The sequence below is a fragment of the Micromonospora jinlongensis genome, from assembly GCF_013410645.1.
Taxonomy (GTDB): Bacteria; Actinomycetota; Actinomycetes; order Mycobacteriales; family Micromonosporaceae; genus Micromonospora; species Micromonospora zamorensis.
Genome location: NZ_JACCHK010000001.1, coordinates 2,999,055 through 3,016,578 on the forward strand (window position 1 = coordinate 2,999,055; position 17,524 = coordinate 3,016,578).

20 protein-coding genes and 2 tRNA genes are annotated in these 17,524 nt (G+C 70.9%); 6 read left to right on the forward strand and 16 right to left on the reverse strand.

The annotated features are described in order from the left end of the window. Positions 1-92 precede the first annotated feature (92 nt). The 4 genes from HNR22_RS12960 to HNR22_RS12975 form a co-directional block, all read right to left on the reverse strand. The gene (locus tag HNR22_RS12960; RefSeq protein WP_007464109.1) at positions 93-755 is read right to left on the reverse strand and encodes an ATP-dependent Clp protease proteolytic subunit; all 663 of its coding nucleotides are present in this window, start codon (positions 753-755) and stop codon (positions 93-95) included. A gap of 10 nt (positions 756-765) precedes the next feature. After that, the gene (locus tag HNR22_RS12965) at positions 766-1,407 is read right to left on the reverse strand and encodes an ATP-dependent Clp protease proteolytic subunit (protein WP_088988027.1); all 642 of its coding nucleotides are present in this window, start codon (positions 1,405-1,407) and stop codon (positions 766-768) included. 196 nt (positions 1,408-1,603) lie between these two features. Next, positions 1,604-2,944 carry a trigger factor gene (gene tig / locus HNR22_RS12970; RefSeq protein ID WP_179780585.1) on the reverse strand — a complete coding sequence of 447 codons (1,341 nt, stop codon included), beginning with the start codon at positions 2,942-2,944 and terminating at the stop codon, positions 1,604-1,606. Positions 2,945-3,081: 137 nt separating this feature from the next. Continuing rightward, a tRNA-Pro gene (locus tag HNR22_RS12975) sits at positions 3,082-3,155 on the reverse strand. Positions 3,156-3,355: 200 nt separating this feature from the next. On the opposite strand from HNR22_RS12975, the gene HNR22_RS12980 reads away from it, so the two are divergent. Beyond that, positions 3,356-3,429, forward strand: a tRNA-Gly gene (locus HNR22_RS12980). Between the two features lie 102 nt (positions 3,430-3,531). On the opposite strand, the gene HNR22_RS12985 is transcribed toward HNR22_RS12980, so the two are convergent. Both HNR22_RS12985 and HNR22_RS12990 read right to left on the reverse strand, forming a co-directional pair. Next, positions 3,532-3,747, reverse strand: coding sequence for a hypothetical protein (locus HNR22_RS12985; protein ID WP_179780586.1), 216 nt, complete (start codon positions 3,745-3,747; stop codon positions 3,532-3,534). 48 nt (positions 3,748-3,795) lie between these two features. Next, the gene (locus HNR22_RS12990) at positions 3,796-4,146 is read right to left on the reverse strand and encodes a hypothetical protein (protein ID WP_179780587.1); all 351 of its coding nucleotides are present in this window, start codon (positions 4,144-4,146) and stop codon (positions 3,796-3,798) included. 333 nt (positions 4,147-4,479) lie between these two features. Between HNR22_RS12990 and HNR22_RS31850 the strand changes: the two genes are divergently transcribed. Then, on the forward strand, positions 4,480-4,785 hold the full coding sequence (locus HNR22_RS31850) for a putative immunity protein (RefSeq protein WP_425488053.1): 306 nt from the start codon (positions 4,480-4,482) through the stop codon (positions 4,783-4,785). Here HNR22_RS31850 and HNR22_RS12995 read toward each other — a convergent pair. The 3 genes from HNR22_RS12995 to HNR22_RS13005 all read right to left on the reverse strand — a co-directional run bounded on the left by HNR22_RS12995 (position 4,728) and on the right by HNR22_RS13005 (position 6,700). Further along, entirely contained in the window at positions 4,728-5,225 is a 498-nt protein-coding gene (locus tag HNR22_RS12995; RefSeq protein ID WP_179780588.1) for a GNAT family N-acetyltransferase, read from the reverse strand. The genes HNR22_RS31850 and HNR22_RS12995 overlap by 58 nt on opposite strands. A 126-nt stretch (positions 5,226-5,351) precedes the next feature. Next, positions 5,352-6,194: a hypothetical protein gene (locus HNR22_RS13000; RefSeq protein WP_179780589.1), complete on the reverse strand. Its 843-nt coding sequence runs from the start codon at positions 6,192-6,194 to the stop codon at positions 5,352-5,354. Continuing rightward, positions 6,191-6,700, reverse strand: coding sequence for a SigE family RNA polymerase sigma factor (locus HNR22_RS13005; protein WP_179780590.1), 510 nt, complete (start codon positions 6,698-6,700; stop codon positions 6,191-6,193). Before HNR22_RS13005 ends, HNR22_RS13000 begins: the two co-directional genes overlap by 4 nt. A gap of 195 nt (positions 6,701-6,895) precedes the next feature. On the opposite strand from HNR22_RS13005, the gene HNR22_RS13010 reads away from it, so the two are divergent. Continuing rightward, on the forward strand, positions 6,896-9,040 hold the full coding sequence (locus tag HNR22_RS13010; RefSeq protein WP_179780591.1) for a M14 family zinc carboxypeptidase: 2,145 nt from the start codon (positions 6,896-6,898) through the stop codon (positions 9,038-9,040). A 95-nt stretch (positions 9,041-9,135) separates the two neighbouring features. Then, entirely contained in the window at positions 9,136-9,402 is a 267-nt protein-coding gene (locus tag HNR22_RS13015; RefSeq protein WP_179780592.1) for a hypothetical protein, read from the forward strand. 186 nt (positions 9,403-9,588) lie between these two features. On the opposite strand, the gene HNR22_RS13020 is transcribed toward HNR22_RS13015, so the two are convergent. Beyond that, complete coding sequence (locus tag HNR22_RS13020) at positions 9,589-10,134, reverse strand: hypothetical protein (RefSeq protein ID WP_179780593.1); 546 nt, start codon at positions 10,132-10,134, stop codon at positions 9,589-9,591. A gap of 140 nt (positions 10,135-10,274) precedes the next feature. Here HNR22_RS13020 and HNR22_RS13025 point away from each other — a divergent pair, with 140 nt between their 5' ends. Beyond that, a complete protein-coding gene (locus HNR22_RS13025) occupies positions 10,275-10,616 on the forward strand; it encodes a hypothetical protein (protein WP_179780594.1) in 342 nt (113 codons plus the stop codon). A 2-nt stretch (positions 10,617-10,618) separates the two neighbouring features. Here the strand turns inward: HNR22_RS13025 and HNR22_RS13030 are convergent, their stop codons facing one another. The 4 genes from HNR22_RS13030 to HNR22_RS13045 all read right to left on the reverse strand — a co-directional run bounded on the left by HNR22_RS13030 (position 10,619) and on the right by HNR22_RS13045 (position 13,867). Next, positions 10,619-11,086 carry a ribose-5-phosphate isomerase gene (locus tag HNR22_RS13030; protein WP_179780595.1) on the reverse strand — a complete coding sequence of 156 codons (468 nt, stop codon included), beginning with the start codon at positions 11,084-11,086 and terminating at the stop codon, positions 10,619-10,621. An 88-nt stretch (positions 11,087-11,174) separates the two neighbouring features. Beyond that, positions 11,175-12,374 carry a DUF1015 family protein gene (locus HNR22_RS13035; protein ID WP_179780596.1) on the reverse strand — a complete coding sequence of 400 codons (1,200 nt, stop codon included), beginning with the start codon at positions 12,372-12,374 and terminating at the stop codon, positions 11,175-11,177. An 88-nt stretch (positions 12,375-12,462) separates the two neighbouring features. Next, positions 12,463-13,038, reverse strand: a complete 576-nt coding sequence (locus HNR22_RS13040; protein WP_179780597.1) for a hypothetical protein — start codon at positions 13,036-13,038, stop codon at positions 12,463-12,465. Between the two features lie 202 nt (positions 13,039-13,240). Then, positions 13,241-13,867 (reverse strand): mycothiol-dependent nitroreductase Rv2466c family protein, encoded by a 627-nt coding sequence (locus HNR22_RS13045; protein WP_179780598.1) that lies wholly within the window; start codon positions 13,865-13,867, stop codon positions 13,241-13,243. Between the two features lie 221 nt (positions 13,868-14,088). On the opposite strand from HNR22_RS13045, the gene pepN reads away from it, so the two are divergent. Beyond that, positions 14,089-16,638 carry an aminopeptidase N gene (pepN, locus tag HNR22_RS13050; protein ID WP_179780599.1) on the forward strand — a complete coding sequence of 850 codons (2,550 nt, stop codon included), beginning with the start codon at positions 14,089-14,091 and terminating at the stop codon, positions 16,636-16,638. A 161-nt stretch (positions 16,639-16,799) separates the two neighbouring features. On the opposite strand, the gene HNR22_RS13055 is transcribed toward pepN, so the two are convergent. Both HNR22_RS13055 and ctaJ read right to left on the reverse strand, forming a co-directional pair. Beyond that, positions 16,800-17,207, reverse strand: coding sequence for a DUF5130 family protein (locus tag HNR22_RS13055; protein WP_179780600.1), 408 nt, complete (start codon positions 17,205-17,207; stop codon positions 16,800-16,802). Then, the gene (gene ctaJ, locus HNR22_RS13060) at positions 17,194-17,508 is read right to left on the reverse strand and encodes an aa3-type cytochrome oxidase subunit CtaJ (protein ID WP_435794572.1); all 315 of its coding nucleotides are present in this window, start codon (positions 17,506-17,508) and stop codon (positions 17,194-17,196) included. Before ctaJ ends, HNR22_RS13055 begins: the two co-directional genes overlap by 14 nt. Between the last annotated feature and the right edge of the window lie 16 nt (positions 17,509-17,524).

The window sequence follows — 17,524 nt, forward strand, 5'->3', positions numbered from 1 at the left end:
CCCGCTGGCGGGGCATTCTCCGACCCCCAAAACGGGTGTGTCAGAGGTCGGCCGGGAACGAAAGCCCCGGCCAACCTCTGACCCGGTACTGCTCAGCTGGCGGAGTGGGTCGCCAGCAGACCCTTCTTGCGGCTGGTCAGGATCGTGTCGACCAGCCCGTACTCCTTGGACTCCTCGGCCGTCATGATCTTGTCACGGTCGATGTCCTTGCGAACCTGCTCGATCGGGCGGTTGCAGTGGCGGGACAGCATGTCCTCCAGCTGCGTACGCATCCGCAGGATCTCCCGGGCCTGGATCTCGATGTCCGAGCCCTGCCCGTAGCCGCCCTCGGTGGCCGGCTGGTGGATGATGATCCGCGAGTTCGGAAGAGCCATCCGCTTACCCGCGGTGCCCGCCGACAGCAGCACCGCCGCCGCGCTGGCGGCCTGCCCGAGGCAGACGGTCTGGATGTCCGGACGGACGTACTGCATGGTGTCGTAGATCGCCGTCATCGCGGTGAACGAGCCACCCGGCGAGTTGATGTACATGATGATGTCGCGGTCCGGGTCAGTGCCCTCGAGCGTCAGCAGCTGGGCCATCACGTCGTTGGCCGACGCGTCGTCCACCTGGACGCCGAGGAAGATGATCCGGTCCTCGAAGAGCTTGTTGTACGGGTTCGACTCCTTGACCCCGTACGACGTGCGCTCGACGAACGACGGCAGCACGTAGCGGTTGTGCACGGCCGCGAACTGGGGCGGCAGGCTCAGATCGGTCATCGTCAGCTCCTCAGCTCAGGGTCCCGGCGCCATCCGGAACCTGTGCGGCCCCGATGATCACCTTGTCGATGAAGCCGTAGTCCATGGCCTCCTGGGCGGTGAACCAACGGTCCCGGTCCGAGTCCGCCTCGATCTGCGACTGGTCTTGGCCGGTGTGGTGCGCGACCCGCTCCTGGAACATCCGCTTCGTGTAAAGCATCTGCTCCGCCTGGATGGCGATGTCGGACGCCGTGCCGCCCAGGCCACCGGACGGCTGGTGCATCATGATCCGGGCGTGGGGCAGGGCGTACCGCTTGCCCTTGGTGCCCGCGCAGAGCAGCAGCTGACCCATCGAGGCAGCCATGCCCATCGCCACGGTCGACACGTCGTTGTCGATGAACTGCATGGTGTCGTAGATCGCCATGCCGGAGTAGACCGAGCCACCCGGCGAGTTGATCCACAGGTTGATGTCGCGGTCCGGGTCCTCCGCGGCGAGCAGCAGCAGCTGCGCGCAGATGCGGTTGGCGACCTGGTCGGTCACCTCACTGCCCAGGAAGATGATGCGCTCCTTGAGCAACCGGTTGTAGACCGAGTCGTCGAGGTTGCCAATGGAGTCGCCACCGCGCGCGTCAATCGCCCGGAGCGACTTCTTGGGGATGTGCATGTCGGTCATGGCAGCCCTTCGCTCTCCGTACCGTCTTTCCCGACACTAACCGCTGTGCGGGGCGGCAGAGTCCCGGTCGGGGCACTGTTCGCTCTCAGCGCAGCTGTGTCGGGCGTACCCGCGGCGCGGGCTTCCGGGCCGTACCCCGGAAAGGGAAACGGCCGCCATCCACCGCGCAGCGGCGGACGGCGGCCGCACCCGACGATCAGTGGTTGTGCTCGGCCTCGTTGGCGGCGCGCAGCGCGTCGAGGCTGACGGGGTTGCCGGCCTCGTCCTTGATCGTGATGCGCTCCATGACAGCGGCGAGCGCCTTGCCCCGCCGCACGTCGCCGAAGACCGCAGCGGCGGCGCCGGAGCGCACCAGCTGGTCGTAGTACTGCTGGGGAGCCATCCCGGCGCGCTGCGCCCGGTGCACGATCTCGTGACCGAACTCGTCGTCGGAGACCTGGACGTCCTCGGCGTCGGCCAGCGTGTCCAGCAGGAGCTGGACCTTGACGCCCTCGGTCGCCGCCTCGGTCAGCTCGGCGTCGATCTGCTCCTCGGTCTTGTCCTCAGCCGCGAGGTATTCCTCCATGGAGGCGCCGATCCGCTCGAGCTGGTCGACCATCGCCTGCTTGCGGCTCTCGACCTCCTCGCGGACGACACCCTCCGGGGCCGGGATCTCGGCAGCCTCGACGAGCTGCGCCAGGGCCTTGTCCCGAGCGGCGTAGATCTGCTCGACCTGCTTGCCCTGGGTTACCCGCGCCCGCAGGTCGCCGCGCAGCTCCTCGATGGTGTCGAACTCGCTCGCCATCTGGGCGAACTCGTCGTTCAGCTCGGGCAGCTCCTTCTCCTTGACCGTGCGTACGGTCACCGCCACGTCGGCGTCGCGACCGGCGAAGTCGCCGCCGACCAGCTGGGTGGTGAAGGTGGTTTCCTCGCCGGCGGAGAGGCCGACCACGGCCTCGTCCAGGCCCGGCAGGAGCTGCTTGCTGCCCACCTCGTGGGAGATGTTGCTCGCCTGGCCACCCGGCACGTCCTCGCCGTCGACGGTGGCGTTCAGGTCGATCTGGACGAAGTCACCCTCGGCGGCGGCCCGCTCGACGGTCTTGAGGGTCGCGAAGCGCTCCCGCAGGTTCTTCACCTGCTCGTCGATCTCGCTCTCGTCGATCTGCAGCTCGTCGACGGTCACCTCGATGGTGCTCGTGTCCGGGATGGTGATCTCGGGCCGGACGTCGACCTCGGCGGTGAAGTTCAGCGAGTCACCGTCGTTGAACTCGGTGATCTCGACCTCGGGACGCCCCAGCGTCTTGAGGTCGTGCTCACGCACGGCGGCGAGGATGTTCTCCGGGATGGCCTCCTGGACCGCCTCGTTGAGGACGGTGCCCCGGCCCACCCGCTGGTCGATCACCGCGGTCGGCACCTTGCCCCGGCGAAAACCCGGGACCTGGACCTGCGAACCGATCTCCCGGTACGCCTTCTTGAGGCTCGGCTCGAGCTCGACGAACGGCACCTCGATGGCGAGCCGCACGCGCGTCGGGCTCAGAGTCTCGACGGTGCTCTTCACAGGCGTACTCCTTGACGGATCTCAGTTGAGTCTGGGCGTGATTCAGCCCATCGAGTGTAGGCGAGCCGGCCTGACGCTCCGGCATCGCCCGGGACCGCACTGGGCGGCACCCGGGGCGGCCCGGCCGCGGACGACAGTCGGGGTGGCGGGATTTGAACCCACGGCCCCTCGCTCCCAAAGCGAGTGCGCTACCAAGCTGCGCCACACCCCGTGGCGACGAGCAGTCTATGCCGTCGCCGCGCCTCAGGCGGTGCCGGGGCATCCCCCACCCGGACAGATCCCCCGAAACCCGGATCTTCGGGGGTGGCCACGCGGCGCCGGGACGACGCGGCGCGTCAGGCGGTGGCGTGGCTACGCGCCGGGCACAGCCATTGGGTACGCTGTCGGCGCGACCCGCTCAGGTGGGTGCACGCGGGCGTAGCTCAATGGTAGAGCTTCAGTCTTCCAAACTGACTACGCGGGTTCGATTCCCGTCGCCCGCTCCACACACGAAGGCCCAGGTGGACCGCATGATCGCGGTACCTGGGCCGTTCGTTTCTCCCCCGCTCTGGATCTTGGGTGCCATCCGCGTGCCATCCGCGTGCCATTCATGGCCGGCGGCGTGCACTTCCGGCGATGCCGCGGTCCATCGCCTGGGCGATCTCACGGTCCCGCTCGCCGGTGGCGTGTTGGTAGATCAGGGCCGCCCGCATGGTCGCGTGTCCCTGGCGGTGCATCAGCTCTCGGGTGCTGGCCCCAGAGGCGGCGGCGAGGGTGTTGTCGGTACGGCGTAGGTCGTGGAAGTGAAAGCCAGCCAGTCCCACCGAGTCGACGAGGAGATCCGCTTGCCTGCCGTCCGATCACTGCCACAGCTAGCCCTGTCCAGTCCTTTCATTGGCCCAGTGCACCGTCAGGCGGCCAGTGCCGTCCGTGTACTCCCGGGCGCACGAGTAACGTGACTCCACCCCGGCGATCGACACGGCACCGTCAACCTCGATGCCGGGTCGTCCGGCATCGTTCTGGCCGATGACAAACTGTTCTCCCAGGAACCGGACCTCAGCTGATTCGGTGGCCTTCTGGTCCTCCAGTGCCCGCTGGATGACCTTTTGGTGGCACCATTGCACCCCATCGCGTGCGTCCGCTTCTCTGCGTCTGTCGACAGCCAGCAGAGTCACTGCCACCGTGACCGCGACCACAAGCGCCAGGCCGGACAGCTTGAGCACCAATGGCAACCAACGCCGAGATCGGACATCGGTCGCCGTAGCATCCCCGTAAGCCACAAGGACGAAACTACGCGGGGCGGGCAACGTGATCAATGGGCAGCTCGCCGTGCCATCCACGTACGAGTAGCCCGTACCTCCGGCGGTCACCAGCGGGCACGAAGGGTCCCCACCTCCTCCGACTGGCCTGCCTCACCAGGTCCGTGTCGGCCGTGATCTTCGTCCTTCCAAACTGACTACGCGGGTTCGATTCCCGTCGCCCCGCTCCACCAGCCTCCGGCCCAGGCCAGAGGCTGCCCCCGGGGACACCGGCTCGGCCTGGAGGACGTCCCAGCCATGATCCTCCCGAAGGTGCGGGACCCGCGCTTCATCACGCTTCGCCGCGGTGGGAGCCTCACCGATCCGGATCACCACCTCCTCGCCCTGTGGGCGGCGTCCTGCGCGGAGCACGTCCTGCACCAGTTCGAGTCGGTTCGGCCGGACGACCCTCGACCGCGGGAAGCGATCGAGCACGCCCGCGCCTGGGTGCGGGGTGAGGTCACGATGACGCAGGCTCGCTCGGCGGGCGCGAGCCCACCTACGCGTCACGAGGCGCGCGGCAACGCGAGCCACTCCTGCCAGGCGATGTCGCGGCCCAGATAACGGGGCTGTCGAAAGGGCCAGTCGGCGGCGATCCACTGCGGCACCAGCGCGTCGAGTGCGCGCTCCGCCTCGCCGCCGACAAGGTCGTCCACCACCCACCAGGAGACCTCGCCGTCCGAGCCGGTGCGCTCGGGCGGATCGACGTAGACGCAGCCCAGGATCGCCGTCTCGTCCGCGTTCAGCAGCGCGTAGTTGAAGGACTGGTGCGCGGCTATCTCGATCTCGTGCCGCAGCAGGTCGATGCGGTCCTCTTCGTAGGTCATCTTCTCGTTGGGCCACGCCCAGGCCGGACCGAAGATCTCCCACAGGCGCTCCCGGGAGCCCATCACCGCGGGGTAGTCGAGCGCGGTGTCCGCCTCCCGGATCGGCCGCAGGTGAAGCGTGGTGCCGGGCACGGGCACGTGGACGGGGTGGACGAAATCGTCGGGCAGCCAGCTCATGGGCGCTGACGCTACAACCGCACTTCACCGGGTGATCCACGGCGGCGGGCTTTGACACACAGCAAGGCCCAGGTGAACCACACGGTCGCGGCACCTGGACCCACTCGGCTCAGCCGAGTTGCCGTGTCACTTCAGGTGAAACCGTTCGTCGACGGCGAGGGCCGCCAGCTGTGGCACGGAGAACGGCAGCTTCGTCAACGCCGGCCGACTCTCGTCGAGCGTCACACCCTGCGCCACGAAGACCACCACACCATCCGGGTGCCGGTACGCCGACCACTGGTCGAGCCGCTCGTCGCTGCCCGGCCGGACCACCACGCCGACCTGCGCCGCTCCCACCGTCTCGACCTGGCACTCGCCCTGCATGCCCCAGAAGTTCTGGGCCAGGGCGCACGGCTCGGTCGGCAGCGGGTTGCCGGCGTCGTGCACCTCGACGATCACGCGCCCGGTGCCCTTGCCCTGGGCCACCGCCACGGAGGACGAGTAGCTCCACACGTCGACGCCGTTCACCTTGTTCTCGAACTGCGCCTGGTGGGTCCGCAGCGTCCGCTCCTCGGCGGACTGGCCCGGCGGGTCCTCCGGCGTGGTGTAGCCGGAGGGTATGACCGAGACAGCCTCGTTGAGCAGGTGAACTCCCTGGTCGTGCTTGGACCCGGCCCGCGCGGTCCGGTCCTCCTGCGGTCGACCGTCGGGCCCGGTCGGCCACGCCTGCTTGGTGTCCCCCGATGCGTCCGGAGAGGCCAGTGGCCCGTTGCCCGCCGGCTGGTAGAGGTGGCCGTCCGGATTGGTGACGGCCGCGAAGCCGGTGACCGCCAGCACGACAGCCGCCGATCCGAGAGACGCCCACACCGCGCGGCGGCGGAAGTGCGTCCGCCGGGCCGCGCCGAGCGCTGCTCCCGTACTCAATGGTGGTGGCGGGGTAATGCTCGCCATCTCGCTGCGCAGACCCTCGCGCAACTCTTCCTCGTTCATCGCTCCCCCATCTCGATCCCGCTGTACGTGGGTGCCAGGAGGCCGCGCAACGTGTCGAGCCCGCGTGCCGCCTGGCTCTTCACCGTCCCTGGAGAACACTCCAGCAGCGCCGCGACATCCTCGACGGACAGGTCCTCCCAGTAACGCAGCACCAGCACGGCCCGCTGGCGCGGTGCCACACGGGCCAGCGCCTGGAGCAGCACCAGTCGACTCTCCGGCGAGTCGGGCGGGGCCACCTGGTCGGCGTCCTCGCCACCCACCCGTTCACGCCGCCACCAACCGCGGCGGCGCTCGTCGAGGAATGTCCGGATCAGGATCTGGCGCACGTAGCTGTCGAGCACCTCGTGCCGGGAGATCCGGTTCCAGACCCGGTAGAGCTTGACGAACGCGGTCTGGACCAGGTCTTCGGCACGGTGCCAGTCGCCGCACAGCAGGTACGCGGTGCCGCGCATGGCACCGGACCGTGCCGCGAAGTACTCGGCGAACGCCTTGTCGCGATCGCTCATTCAGGCCTCCGATCCCCGTTTCGAGGTAGTCACGCGGGGTCTGGCCCGCCGGGTTGCTCCGGAACTCGCGGACATGTCACGGGATCAACGCCGAACGACGTCCGGAGGCTACAACCAACGCGGCATCACCTTGACAGGTGTCGATCTGTGCACTGGTGTAAGGAGCAGGTACATCGATGTCCGTCAGGAGGGCACATGATCGTCCGACGACGGTGGACAGCTGCCGCCACCACAGCGATCCTGTTCAGCGCAGTGCTGTCCCACCCCGCTGCGGGAACCGCGGCACCCGCCGATCCCGCACCACCGATCACCCTGAGCGCCACCGAGACCGCCCTGGTCCGGGTGCAGCTACGTGACCAGGCACAACTCGACCGGCTCGTCGCCACCGGCGCGGACCTGGCCAACCGGCCCCGGGCGCGCGACGGGCGGATCCTCGCCGACCTCGTGCTCAGCGGCACGCAGCTCGCCGAGCTGACCGCCCAGGGCGCGAAGGCCGTACAGGTCGTGCAGCGCGCCGGGGACGGCAGCCGGCACCATGCCGAGAGCATTCGCGCGGCGCAGGCCCGCACCGCCGCCGGGCTGCGCGCTCCGGCCGCCGGCCAGCGGACCACCGCCGCCGCAGCCGTGGACACCCTCCAGGTCCAGCAGGCGTACTGGTGGACCACGAGCGGCCAGACGTTCCTCCAGGCCCAGGTGGCCACCACCGCCACCGACGACCCGGACGTGGAGATCACCGTCAGTTGGCGGACGGCGGACGGCGCCACCGGGTCGTTCCCGCTGTACCGGTTCGAGGACTCCGGCGAGTACCAGTACCACTACAACCTTCCCCAGCCGGTGCCGAACCGGCCGGTCCAGTTGACCGCCACCTCCAGCCTCGGCGGGGCCAGCCGCGTGGTCACGCCGACGCTCTGGCCCAACGCCACCCCGCCGCCCCTGCCGGCCGGTTACCAGAAGGACTTCATCGACGCGTACCTGACGCCGACCGACATCCAGGCGCGGATCAAGCGGCTGGCCCGCCAGTACCGGGATCTGGTGGACGTGATCGACCTGCCGAACAAGACCCAGGGATACCGGCGCAACGCCGTCGCGTACCTGGGTGACCCGGCCGTGGCGGCCGTGGTGGTCGAGTCGGTCCGCTTCGGCGACCAGGGCATGAACGGCGTGCAGGTGCGGACGGTCGACCCGGGCCGGCGCAACCGTCCGCTGACCGTCGGCTACCGCGATCGCGTGCTGACCGTGTCGCTGGCCACCGACACCGCCGGCAAGACGGTGAGCACCACCGACGAGGTCGCCGCGGCGATCAACTCCCGTCAGCCGAACCGCTTCCGGGCCACCGTCGAGGACGGCTCGACCGGGCTGCCCATGCCGGTCGCCGGTCCGGCCCGGCTCGACGACGGGTTACAGGGCACCGAGGTGCCGGCACGGCCGTGGACGGTGCAGGCGCTGCGCCTCGGCGTACACCGCGACGGCTCCCGGGTCGGCGTGCTCGCCTACTCCCAGGAGCACGCCCGGGAGTGGGCCACGCCGCTGGTCACGCTGGAGTTCGCCGAGCGGATGCTGGCCAACGCCCGAACCGACCCGGCCACCCGCGAGCTGCTGGAGCAGGTCGACATCTTCGTCATCCCGACGGTCAACCCCGACGGCGCGAACTACTCGTTCAACGACTTCAACATGCAGCGCAAGAACCTGGTCAACCACTGCACCGGGGCGGCCCGCGACCCGAAGTACCGCACCTCGTGGGGCGTCGACCTCAACCGCAACTACACCGTCGGGTCGTACTTCGACGGCTACGTGGGCGCCAGCGCCAACTGCCTCTCCGGCACCTACGCGGGCACCGCCGAGCTGTCCGAGGCGGAGAGCAGCAACGTGATCGCGCTCGCCAAGGCCCACTCGAACATCAAGTTCGCGATGAACGTGCACTCCTACGGCGGGTACTTCATGTGGCCGCCGGGGGCGTACCGGGCCGACGGCCGGGTCACCCTGCCGCGACCGTCGATCGACGAGTCGACGCTGTTCCTCAACAGCGCCCGGCGGATCGTCGGCGCCATCGCGCAGGAACGCGGCACCGTCACCTGGCCGTCGCAGACCGGGCCGGTCGCCGACGTGCTCTACTCCGCCGCCGGCAACTCGGCGGACCAGCTCTACTACGAGCTGGGCATCTTCGCCTGGGACTTCGAGGTCGGCAACGACCGGTGGAACCCGGCGACCAACCAGTGGGAGGGTGTCGGCTTCCAGCCGCCGTTCGACGAGGCACACGGCGAATCCCAGGAGTACGCCGGCGGACTGGTGGAAATGGTCCGGGTGGCCCGCGACTACGCGGCGGCCCAGCCCGCCGCCTGATCTCCCGGGCGGTGCCGTGTCCGCGCGCCGGCACGGCACCGCCCGCCGACATTTCGCCCGTTTCCGGCCGGCGGCTCGCGGGTAGGGCATTGTCCATGGACACGAACACCACGGCCCACCTGATCGGCGGCCCCCGCGACGGCAGCACCCACGACACCGGCGGCGAAGCCCTCGTCGAGCTGGAGATCGACGGCATGATGCACCGCTACATCAAGACCACCAAGCAGCACGACGACGGCCAGCCGCTCTACAACTACGACGGGATGGTGGCCCCCGACGGCGGCGAGCCCGGCGTCGAGGACCCGGCCGCCCGGGTCGTCTCGCCCCGCGCCGACGCCGAGGGGCACGGCGGCACCCACTGACCGCAACGTGAGCGGATCGAGCCGCCCCGAACGGGATACCAGTCGAACCGGCCGGCCACGGATGAACCGTGGCCGGCCGGGTAAGCAGCAGCCTTGCCTGGTGGGGAGACGACCGGCGTCGCGGCGTGCCGCGACCGGGCGTACGGGCGGGCGGCGCAGAGCCGACCCGCCCGTACGCGCCCGTGATCAGTTCGAGGAGATCCAGTTCCAGGCCGAGACGACCCACTCGGTCTGCTGGAGCCAGGCCACACCGAGGCCGACGAGGAACACCGCCGTCGCCAGGTGGGCGCCGCGCGCGCCGCGCCGGACCCGACCGAGCTGCCGCTCCAGCACCACCCGGCCGACCAACCGGAACAGGGCGAACAGGCCGACCGCCACCAGCAGGCTGAGCACCAGCACGAGCAACGGACCGCTCAGGTCACCCTGGCCGGACAGCGCCCAGATCCCCCAACACACGAACGCGAAAAGGCCAGCCGCCGCGCTCCATTCACCGCCGCGCCGAAGCTGTGCCATCCGCGAGCTGAGCGAGCGGCGGGGCACCGGTTCACCGGGCCAGCCGGTGCCGGTCGGCTCCTGCTCGACCACCGGGAACGGCTCCGTCCGCGGGGTGCGCGGCTCACCCACCGGAGCGACTCCCCGGCGGAACCCGTCACGCTGCGGCGGCACCCCGACGCCGGCCTGCGGTGGCACCTCCACGGTCCGCTCCGCCCACGGCTGCGTCTGGTCTGCCATCTTGTCCTCCCCCTGACCGACGGCAACAACACCGCCTGATTCCGAGGGTAGCCAGCCGGCAAATGGGTCGCCGACCCCGCCCGAGACGCCGGCCGACGCGACAGTGCCGAATCCCACCCCCGGCAGGGTACGGTCGGCTGATGGGTGACCCCGACCGACGACGGCGACGGCTACGCCACCACCCCGACTCGGAGCCGGCTGGGCGCAGCACCGACAGCCCGACGGTCAGCACCTCCGGGGTGCATGACGGTGACGACCCGCCACCGCGCCGCCGGGGCCCGGGTGGCGACGAGCGCGACGGCGAGCGGGGGCTGCGGGGGCTGGTCGGCTCCGGTTCGTCCCAGGTGGGCCTGAGCGCCGCGCTGCGGGCCCGGGACGCGGCCCGGCCCACCGACGACGATCTGGCCGAGGCGGAAGCCCGGGTGGTGGTCGTCCGCCGAAACTGGGTGCCCCGCGAGGAGTTGCCCCGCTCGCCGCGCTGACCTCAGGGCAGGACGGGCAGTTGCCGGGTCCGCTCGTACTCGGCGACCTGATTGATCCGGCGGGCATGCCGCTCGTTGCCGGAGAACGGCGTGTTCAGGAACGCCTCGACGATGCCGGTGGCCTCGTCCAACGTGTGCTGCCGGGCACCGATCGCGACGACGTTCGCGTCGTTGTGCTGGCGGGCCAGCTGAGCCGTCTCGACGCTCCAGGCCAGCGCGGCGCGGACGCCGGCGACCTTGTTGGCGGCGATCTGCTCGCCGTTGCCGGACCCACCGATCACCACTGCCAGGCCCGTCTCATCGGCCACCACCTGGTCGCCGGCGTGCAGGCAGAACGTCGGGTAGTCGTCGTCCGGGTCGTAGCTGTGCGGGCCGACGTCGACGACGTCGTACCCCTGCTTGGCCAGGTGGTTGGCCAGGTGCACCTTCAACTCGAAACCGGCGTGATCGGATCCCAGGTAGACGCGCATACCGGGCAGTCTGTCAGGCCCCGCTCTCCGACGTCGCGGGGGCGGCGTCGGAGAGCCGGGTTCGTCACACGGTCGTGCCGGGGAACGCTCAGCGCGGCAGCTCGGCGACGACCAGACCGCCACGCGCCTTCGGGGTGAACCAGGTGCTCTTGCGGGGCATCTTCTCCCGGGCCAGGTTCACCGCGACGAAGTCCGCCACGGTCACCGGCGCGATGAGGATGGCCAGCTCGGCCCGCCCGGCGTCGACCTCACCGGTGAGCCAGCTCGCCGGGTAGTCACCACCGACGTAGGTGATCCTCTTGTCGCCCGGGTCCAGACCGAGCGCGTCGCGCAGCAGCAGCCGCTCGACCAGGGCGTGGTCCAGGTTTTCCAGGCGGGCGGAGGCCGTGGCCGGCAGGCGTACCGCGTACCCCTGGCCGTCGAGGCGGAGGTGCACGGTGCCGCCACCCTGCGGGACCTCGACCGGGCCGTCGATCGGCTCGACCTCGGCGCCCGCGGCCCGCAGCCGGTCGAGCAGCTCGGCCGGTGTGGTGGTCAGCTCGCTGACCAGTCGGTTGTACGGCTGGATGGCCACCGACGCGGGGGTGGTCACCACGGCCAGGAAGCGCGACAGCCCGCCGGTCTGGGCAGCCAGGCTGCGGTGGTTGCCGTCCGCGACGACCAGCTCCCCGCCGCCGGCGAGGGCGGTCAACGCGGCCTGCTCCGGCCCGGGGCCGAGCAGCCAGATGGCGTGCGTGCGCCCCGCCTGGTCGGTGTCCGTCGCGGCGGGCGCGCCGGACATCTCGGTCGCCGACGCGAGCGCGGCGTGCAGTTCGTCGCCGCGCCCGGTCTGGAGCAGGAGTACGGGTGAGAGCAGGTGACCGAGCGCCTCGGCCAGTGCCACCCGCTCGCGCACCTTGGCGATGAAGACGTCCTCGTTGCGGATGACCAGACCGGGCTCGTCGGCCCGGGTGGAGATCTGGTCGGTGTCCACCATCGCGAACAGCCCGTACGCCGGCTCCTCGCCGGGTGCGGTGATCCGGTAGAGCACCACCACCTGCTCGGCGGGGGTGTAACTGCCGTCCGCCTTGGCCTCGGCGAGGCGGGCGACCGCGTCCGGCAAGGCGTCCAGGAACGACTTGCCCAGGCTCTGCGGGGCGCGGTGTGGCATCTCGATGCCGAGGGCACTGTGCGGGTTCGCCTCGATGATCGCGGTGATTTCCGCGTCGTCGGCGAACTCGTCGTAGTTCTGCGCGCCGGTGCCACCAGTGGTGACCCACGCTCGGGGGATCGGATGCACGACCGTCATACCCGCTGACGCTACCGGCGACGGTGTCGCCGTCGGAGGGGGACCCGCGGGGGTCCACCAGATGAAAGCGCCAGGCCGGGCGGAGGGGTCAGCCGGTGCGGTCGGACGCGCCCCGACGGTGCCTGCCTGCGGTTGCCGGCCCGCCGTTGCCCCGCCGGGCGGTGCCGACCGGCCCGGTGTTCACGGCACGGCGGGGTGACGCGGGCGGCCCCGGCACGGGCCGCTCGGGCGGCGGCGACGGGACGGGTCGCGGGCTCAGCGGCGGCGTCGGCACCGGACGCGAGGGGGCGGGCGCCGGCGGAGGCGGCGCGGGTTGGGCCGGTGCCGCCGCCGACGGGACGGGCGTCGCCGACACGGGCAGCGCCGGGACCGGCAGCGCCGGCACTGGCGACGCGGCGGTGGACGGCACGAGGTCGGTCGGCCCGGAGTCGACGGCCGACGTCAGAGGGTCGGCCGACGCGGGCGGCGTGAGCCGGGAGGTCACCGGAACCCGGGCCACGCCCACCACGATGGGCGGCGCGAGCAGGTCGACCAGGTGGGCGGGTAGGTCCGGGCGGACCGCCGGCCAGCGGGAGTCGTCAACGGACCAGTAGGCCGCGCCGGGAGTGTCGATCACCCCCTGCCGGGTCAGCTGATCGTCACCGGACGCACGGTGCTTGGCCATCGGGATTGCCTCCACGAACTGCGGGGTGCGGCCCTGCGGGTCGCTGCGGCGGACATGCAGGCCAACGAGCGCGGCGGTCTCCCGGTGACGGGGCGGGCATCGCCACGACGCGACACGCCGAGCGGGGCGCGCTGCGGAGGTGCTCGGCGATGGAAGGGCCCCCGGCCGACGCCGGGCGTCGACCGGGGGCCCTACGCACACCTCAGTCGAAGATCGGGCCCTGCTCCCGGGTGCGCTTGAGCTCGTAGAAGCCCGGCGTGCCGGCGACCAGCAGGACGCCGTCCCAGAGCCGGCCCGCGGCCTCCCCCTTCGGAGCCGGGGTGATCACCGGGCCGAAGAACGCGACCGGCGTGCCGTCCGGACCGGGCGCGTGGACGACCGGCGTGCCGACGTCCTGCCCGACCGGGCGCATCCCGGCCTCGTGGCTGGCCCGCAGCGCCTCGTCGTAGTCGGTGCTGTCGGCGGCCGCGGCCAGCGCCGGGTCCAGACCGGCGTCGGTCAGCGCGGCGACGTACAGCTCGTGACCCCGCTCCTCCTTGCCGAGGTGGATCCGGGTGCCGAGCGCGGTGTAGAGGGGGCGCAGGGCGTCGGTGCCGTACCGCTGCTCGGCGGCGATGCAGACCCGCACCGGGCCCCAGGCGGTCTTCAGGAACTCCTTGTACTCCTCGGGCAGCTCGTCCCGGCCATCGTTGAGCACGGCGAGGCTCATCACGTGGAAACGAATGTCCACGTCACGGACCTGCTCGACCTCAAGCAGCCAGCGGGACGTGATCCACGCCCACGGGCAGGCCGGATCGAACCACATGTCGGCGGTGACACGATCGGTCACGGTGAGGTCCCTTCGCGACGGGGGCGCCGGCAGTCCGGCGTCTCAGGGGAATCTTCACCCCGCAGCCCATCGAGCGGCACCCGAATGAGAGCGTGACCTCGGCCACCGCGGGCTGCTCGTACATGGAAGACTCGGTTCGGGCCGGCCGCCACGAGCGGTTGGCAGACGGGCGCCGCCGGGCGTACGGCGAGATGTTGGGATGGAGACGAACAGTGCCGGGAGTGCGCAACCTGACGCAGGTCGAGGCGACCGAGCGGGCCCGCCTGCTCAATGTGACGGGGTACGACATCAGTCTGGACCTGTCCACCGCCGTGCTGGCGGCGGACGGCCGCACGTTCCGGTCCACGACCGAGGTGCGTTTCCGCTGCTCGGAGCCGGGTGCGAGCACGTTCATCGAGCTGGCCGCCGAGTCGGTGCGTTCCGCGACGCTGAACGGCTCCCCCGTCGACCTCTCCGACTGGTCGGCCGAGAAGGGCCTGGTGCTGTCCTCGTTGGACAGCGACAACACCCTGGTCGTCGACGCCGACTTCGGTTACTCCAACAGCGGCCAGGGTCTGCACCGCACTGTCGACCCGGTGGACGGCGAGACGTACCTCTACAGCCAGTTCGAGACGGCCGACGCGCAGCGGGTGTTCGCCTGCTTCGACCAGCCCGACCTGAAGAGCGTCTACACCTGGCACGCCACCGTGCCGGCGCACTGGCGGGCCGTGTCCAACATGCCGGTGCAGCGCGAGGAGCCGGCGGGTGAGGGGCTCAAGACCCTGCACTTCACCGTGTCGCCCCGGATGAGCACCTACATCACCGCGATGTGCGCCGGCCCGTACCACGAGGTGCGGGACAGCCACGACGGCATCGACCTGGGGGTGTTCTGCCGCGCGTCGATGGCGCGCTACCTGGACGCCGACGACCTGTTCCTGATCACCAAGCAGGGCTTCGACTTCTTCCACGAGAAGTTCGGCGTGCGCTACCCGCTGCCGAAGTACGACCAGCTCTGGGTGCCCGACTTCAACGCCGGCGCGATGGAGAACTTCGGCTGCGTCACGCACGCCGAGTCGCACTACCTGTTCCGCTCGCAGGTCACCGACTTCGAGTACGAGCAGCGGGCCAACACGATCCTGCACGAGCTGGCCCACATGTGGTTCGGCGACCTGGTCACCATGCGCTGGTGGAACGACCTGTGGCTCAACGAGTCGTTCGCCGAGTGGGCCAGCCACTGGTGCAACACCAACGCCACCCGGTTCACCGAGGCGTGGACGACGTTCCTGTCCATCCGCAAGAACTGGGGCTACCGGCAGGACCAGCTCTCCTCCACGCACCCGGTCTACACCGAGATGCCGGACATGGAGGCCGTCGAGGTCAACTTCGACGGCATCACCTACGCCAAGGGCGCGAGCGTGCTCAAGCAGCTCGTCGCGTACGTGGGTGAGGAGCCGTTCGTCGCCGGGCTGCGGGCCTACTTCGGCAAGCACGCCTGGGGCAACGCCACCTTCGACGACCTGCTCACCGAGCTGGAGGCGGCCTCCGGTCGGGAGCTGCGCAAGTTCGCGGCGCAGTGGCTGGAGACCGCGCAGGTCAACACGCTCCGCCCGGAGGTGACCATCGGCGCGGACGGCACCTACGAGCAGGTGGCGGTCCTCCAGGAGGCGCCGACCGCGTACCCGACGCTGCGGACGCACCGCATCGGCGTGGGCCTGTACGACCTCACCGACGGGCGGCTGGTCCGTCGCGAGCGCTACGAGGTGGACGTGGCCGGCGAGCGGACCGACCTCGCCGAGCTGCGCGGTGTCCGGGCGGCCGACGTGCTGCTGCTCAACGACGACGACCTGAGCTACACCAAGCTGCGCCTCGACGACCGGTCGATGGCCAACGTGGTGCAGCACATCGGTGGCTTCGAGTCGTCGCTGGCCCGGGCGCTGTGCTGGACCGCCGCGTGGGACATGATCCGCGACGCGGAGCTGTCGGCCCGTGACTACGTGGCGCTCACGCTGAGCGGGTTGCCCGCCGAGACCGACATCAACCTGGTCACCGCCACTCTGCGGCAGGCGACCACCGCGCTCACCCTGTACGCCGACCCGGCCTGGGCGCCGACCGGTTGGGCCGACCTGGCCCGTACCGCCCGGGACGCGCTCGCCAGCGCCGAGCCCGGCAGCGGTTTCCAGCTGGCCTGGGCCCGCGCGTTCACCTCGGCGGCACGCTCCGACGAGGACCTGGCCACCCTGCGCGGTTGGCTGGACGACACCGGCATTCCGGCCGGGCTGACCGTGGACACCGAGCTGCGCTGGTCGGTCCTCGCCGCGCTGGTGGCCAACGGCGCGGCCGGTGCCGCCGAGATCGAGGCGGAGCTGGCCGGCGACCGCACCGCGAGCGGTGAGCGGGAGGCCGCGTACGCCCAGGCGTTGTTGCCGACGGCCGAGAACAAGGCCGCCCTGTGGGCGCTGCTGACCGGCCCCGACGCGCTGCCGAACTGGCGGCACCGGGCACTGTTGCAGGGCTTCGCGCACCCGACCCAGGTGGAGCTGATCGCCCCGTACCGGGAGCGGTACTTCGCGACGGTGGCGCAGGTGTGGGCCACCCGGGACAGCGAGCCGGCGCAGGAGTTCGCCCAGTTGGCGTACCCGACCTACCTGGTGGAGGACGACACGGTGGCGGCCACCGACGCGTGGCTGGCCGGCGACGGGCACCCCGGCCCGCTGCGCCGGCTGGTCGCCGAGGGCCGCGACGGCGTGCTGCGGGCGCTCAAGGCCCGCGCGAAGGACGCGCAGAGCGCCTGACCAGCGGTTGTCCGGCCCGGGGCCGGCGTGGGTGTGAGCCCGCGCCGGCCCCGGGCCGCTTTTGTGCCCGTCCGGCCCCGGAGCGGCCACGCTGACGGTGGGCCGACACACGACGAACCCCGGCCCGCGACTGCGGACCGGGGTTCGTCGGATGTGTGGGGTCAGCCCTTACCGGCGTGGCTGGCGAGCTGGTCGAGCCCGTTGATGATGCCACCGGCCAGGTCACCGCCGCTGAACGCGCCGGCCATCGAGAGCGCGGCCAGCTTGGCGTACGTGTCGGGGATGCGCTTGCGCGCGTACCGCCCGGTGACGATCTCCAGCTGACGCTGGTTGGGCGACACGGCGATCAGCACCGACTTGTCCGGGTCGGCGAGCTGGCGGTGCAGCCGCTGGGCGTGCTCCCGGACGGGCTCGTCGAGACCACCGACGAAGACCGAGAAGACCAGGCCGGTGCCCTGGTCGGCAAGGCGCAACGCCTCGTCGATGCGCAGCAGCTGGCGGGTCGAGAAGGGCCCGTCCAGCACCTCGGGCGGATTTTCCGACCCGGCGTGCTTCTCACCAACGGTCACTTGCGCCTCCGGTTCCACCGGCCGGCGCCTCGACGCTGGCCTGCTCAAGCTTGTGGCTGGTCAGCGCGGGCGCCTGCGCCCCCGCCGTCAGCGCGGTGCCGGCCGAGTCGGCCAGCTGCTCCGGGCGGCCCAGGAACCAGACCGGAGTGAAGTCGAAGGGCCGGCCCGGGCGGTAGCGCTTGGCACCACGGCCACCGCCGGTGGCACCACCGCTGCTACCGGCATAGGTGAGGCCGGCGATGACCAGCACCGCGGCCAGCGGGATGCCGACGAAGACCAGCAACGTCTCGGTAACAGACAATCCCAACGCCCCCAGG

Coding starts and splice junctions, on each gene's coding strand:
- HNR22_RS13040 (WP_179780597.1), bottom strand. CDS start 13,038: ATGGCCAAGCACCGTGCGTCCGGTGACGATCAGCTGACCCGGCAGGGG.
- HNR22_RS31850 (WP_425488053.1), top strand. CDS start 4,480: ATGATCCTCCCGAAGGTGCGGGACCCGCGCTTCATCACGCTTCGCCGC.
- HNR22_RS13000 (WP_179780589.1), bottom strand. CDS start 6,194: ATGAACGAGGAAGAGTTGCGCGAGGGTCTGCGCAGCGAGATGGCGAGC.
- HNR22_RS12960 (WP_007464109.1), bottom strand. CDS start 755: ATGACCGATCTGAGCCTGCCGCCCCAGTTCGCGGCCGTGCACAACCGC.
- HNR22_RS12995 (WP_179780588.1), bottom strand. CDS start 5,225: ATGAGCTGGCTGCCCGACGATTTCGTCCACCCCGTCCACGTGCCCGTG.
- HNR22_RS13020 (WP_179780593.1), bottom strand. CDS start 10,134: ATGGCAGACCAGACGCAGCCGTGGGCGGAGCGGACCGTGGAGGTGCCA.
- HNR22_RS13035 (WP_179780596.1), bottom strand. CDS start 12,374: ATGACGGTCGTGCATCCGATCCCCCGAGCGTGGGTCACCACTGGTGGC.
- HNR22_RS13025 (WP_179780594.1), top strand. CDS start 10,275: ATGGGTGACCCCGACCGACGACGGCGACGGCTACGCCACCACCCCGAC.
- HNR22_RS13005 (WP_179780590.1), bottom strand. CDS start 6,700: ATGAGCGATCGCGACAAGGCGTTCGCCGAGTACTTCGCGGCACGGTCC.
- HNR22_RS13030 (WP_179780595.1), bottom strand. CDS start 11,086: ATGCGCGTCTACCTGGGATCCGATCACGCCGGTTTCGAGTTGAAGGTG.
- HNR22_RS13015 (WP_179780592.1), top strand. CDS start 9,136: ATGGACACGAACACCACGGCCCACCTGATCGGCGGCCCCCGCGACGGC.
- HNR22_RS12965 (WP_088988027.1), bottom strand. CDS start 1,407: ATGACCGACATGCACATCCCCAAGAAGTCGCTCCGGGCGATTGACGCG.
- HNR22_RS13010 (WP_179780591.1), top strand. CDS start 6,896: ATGATCGTCCGACGACGGTGGACAGCTGCCGCCACCACAGCGATCCTG.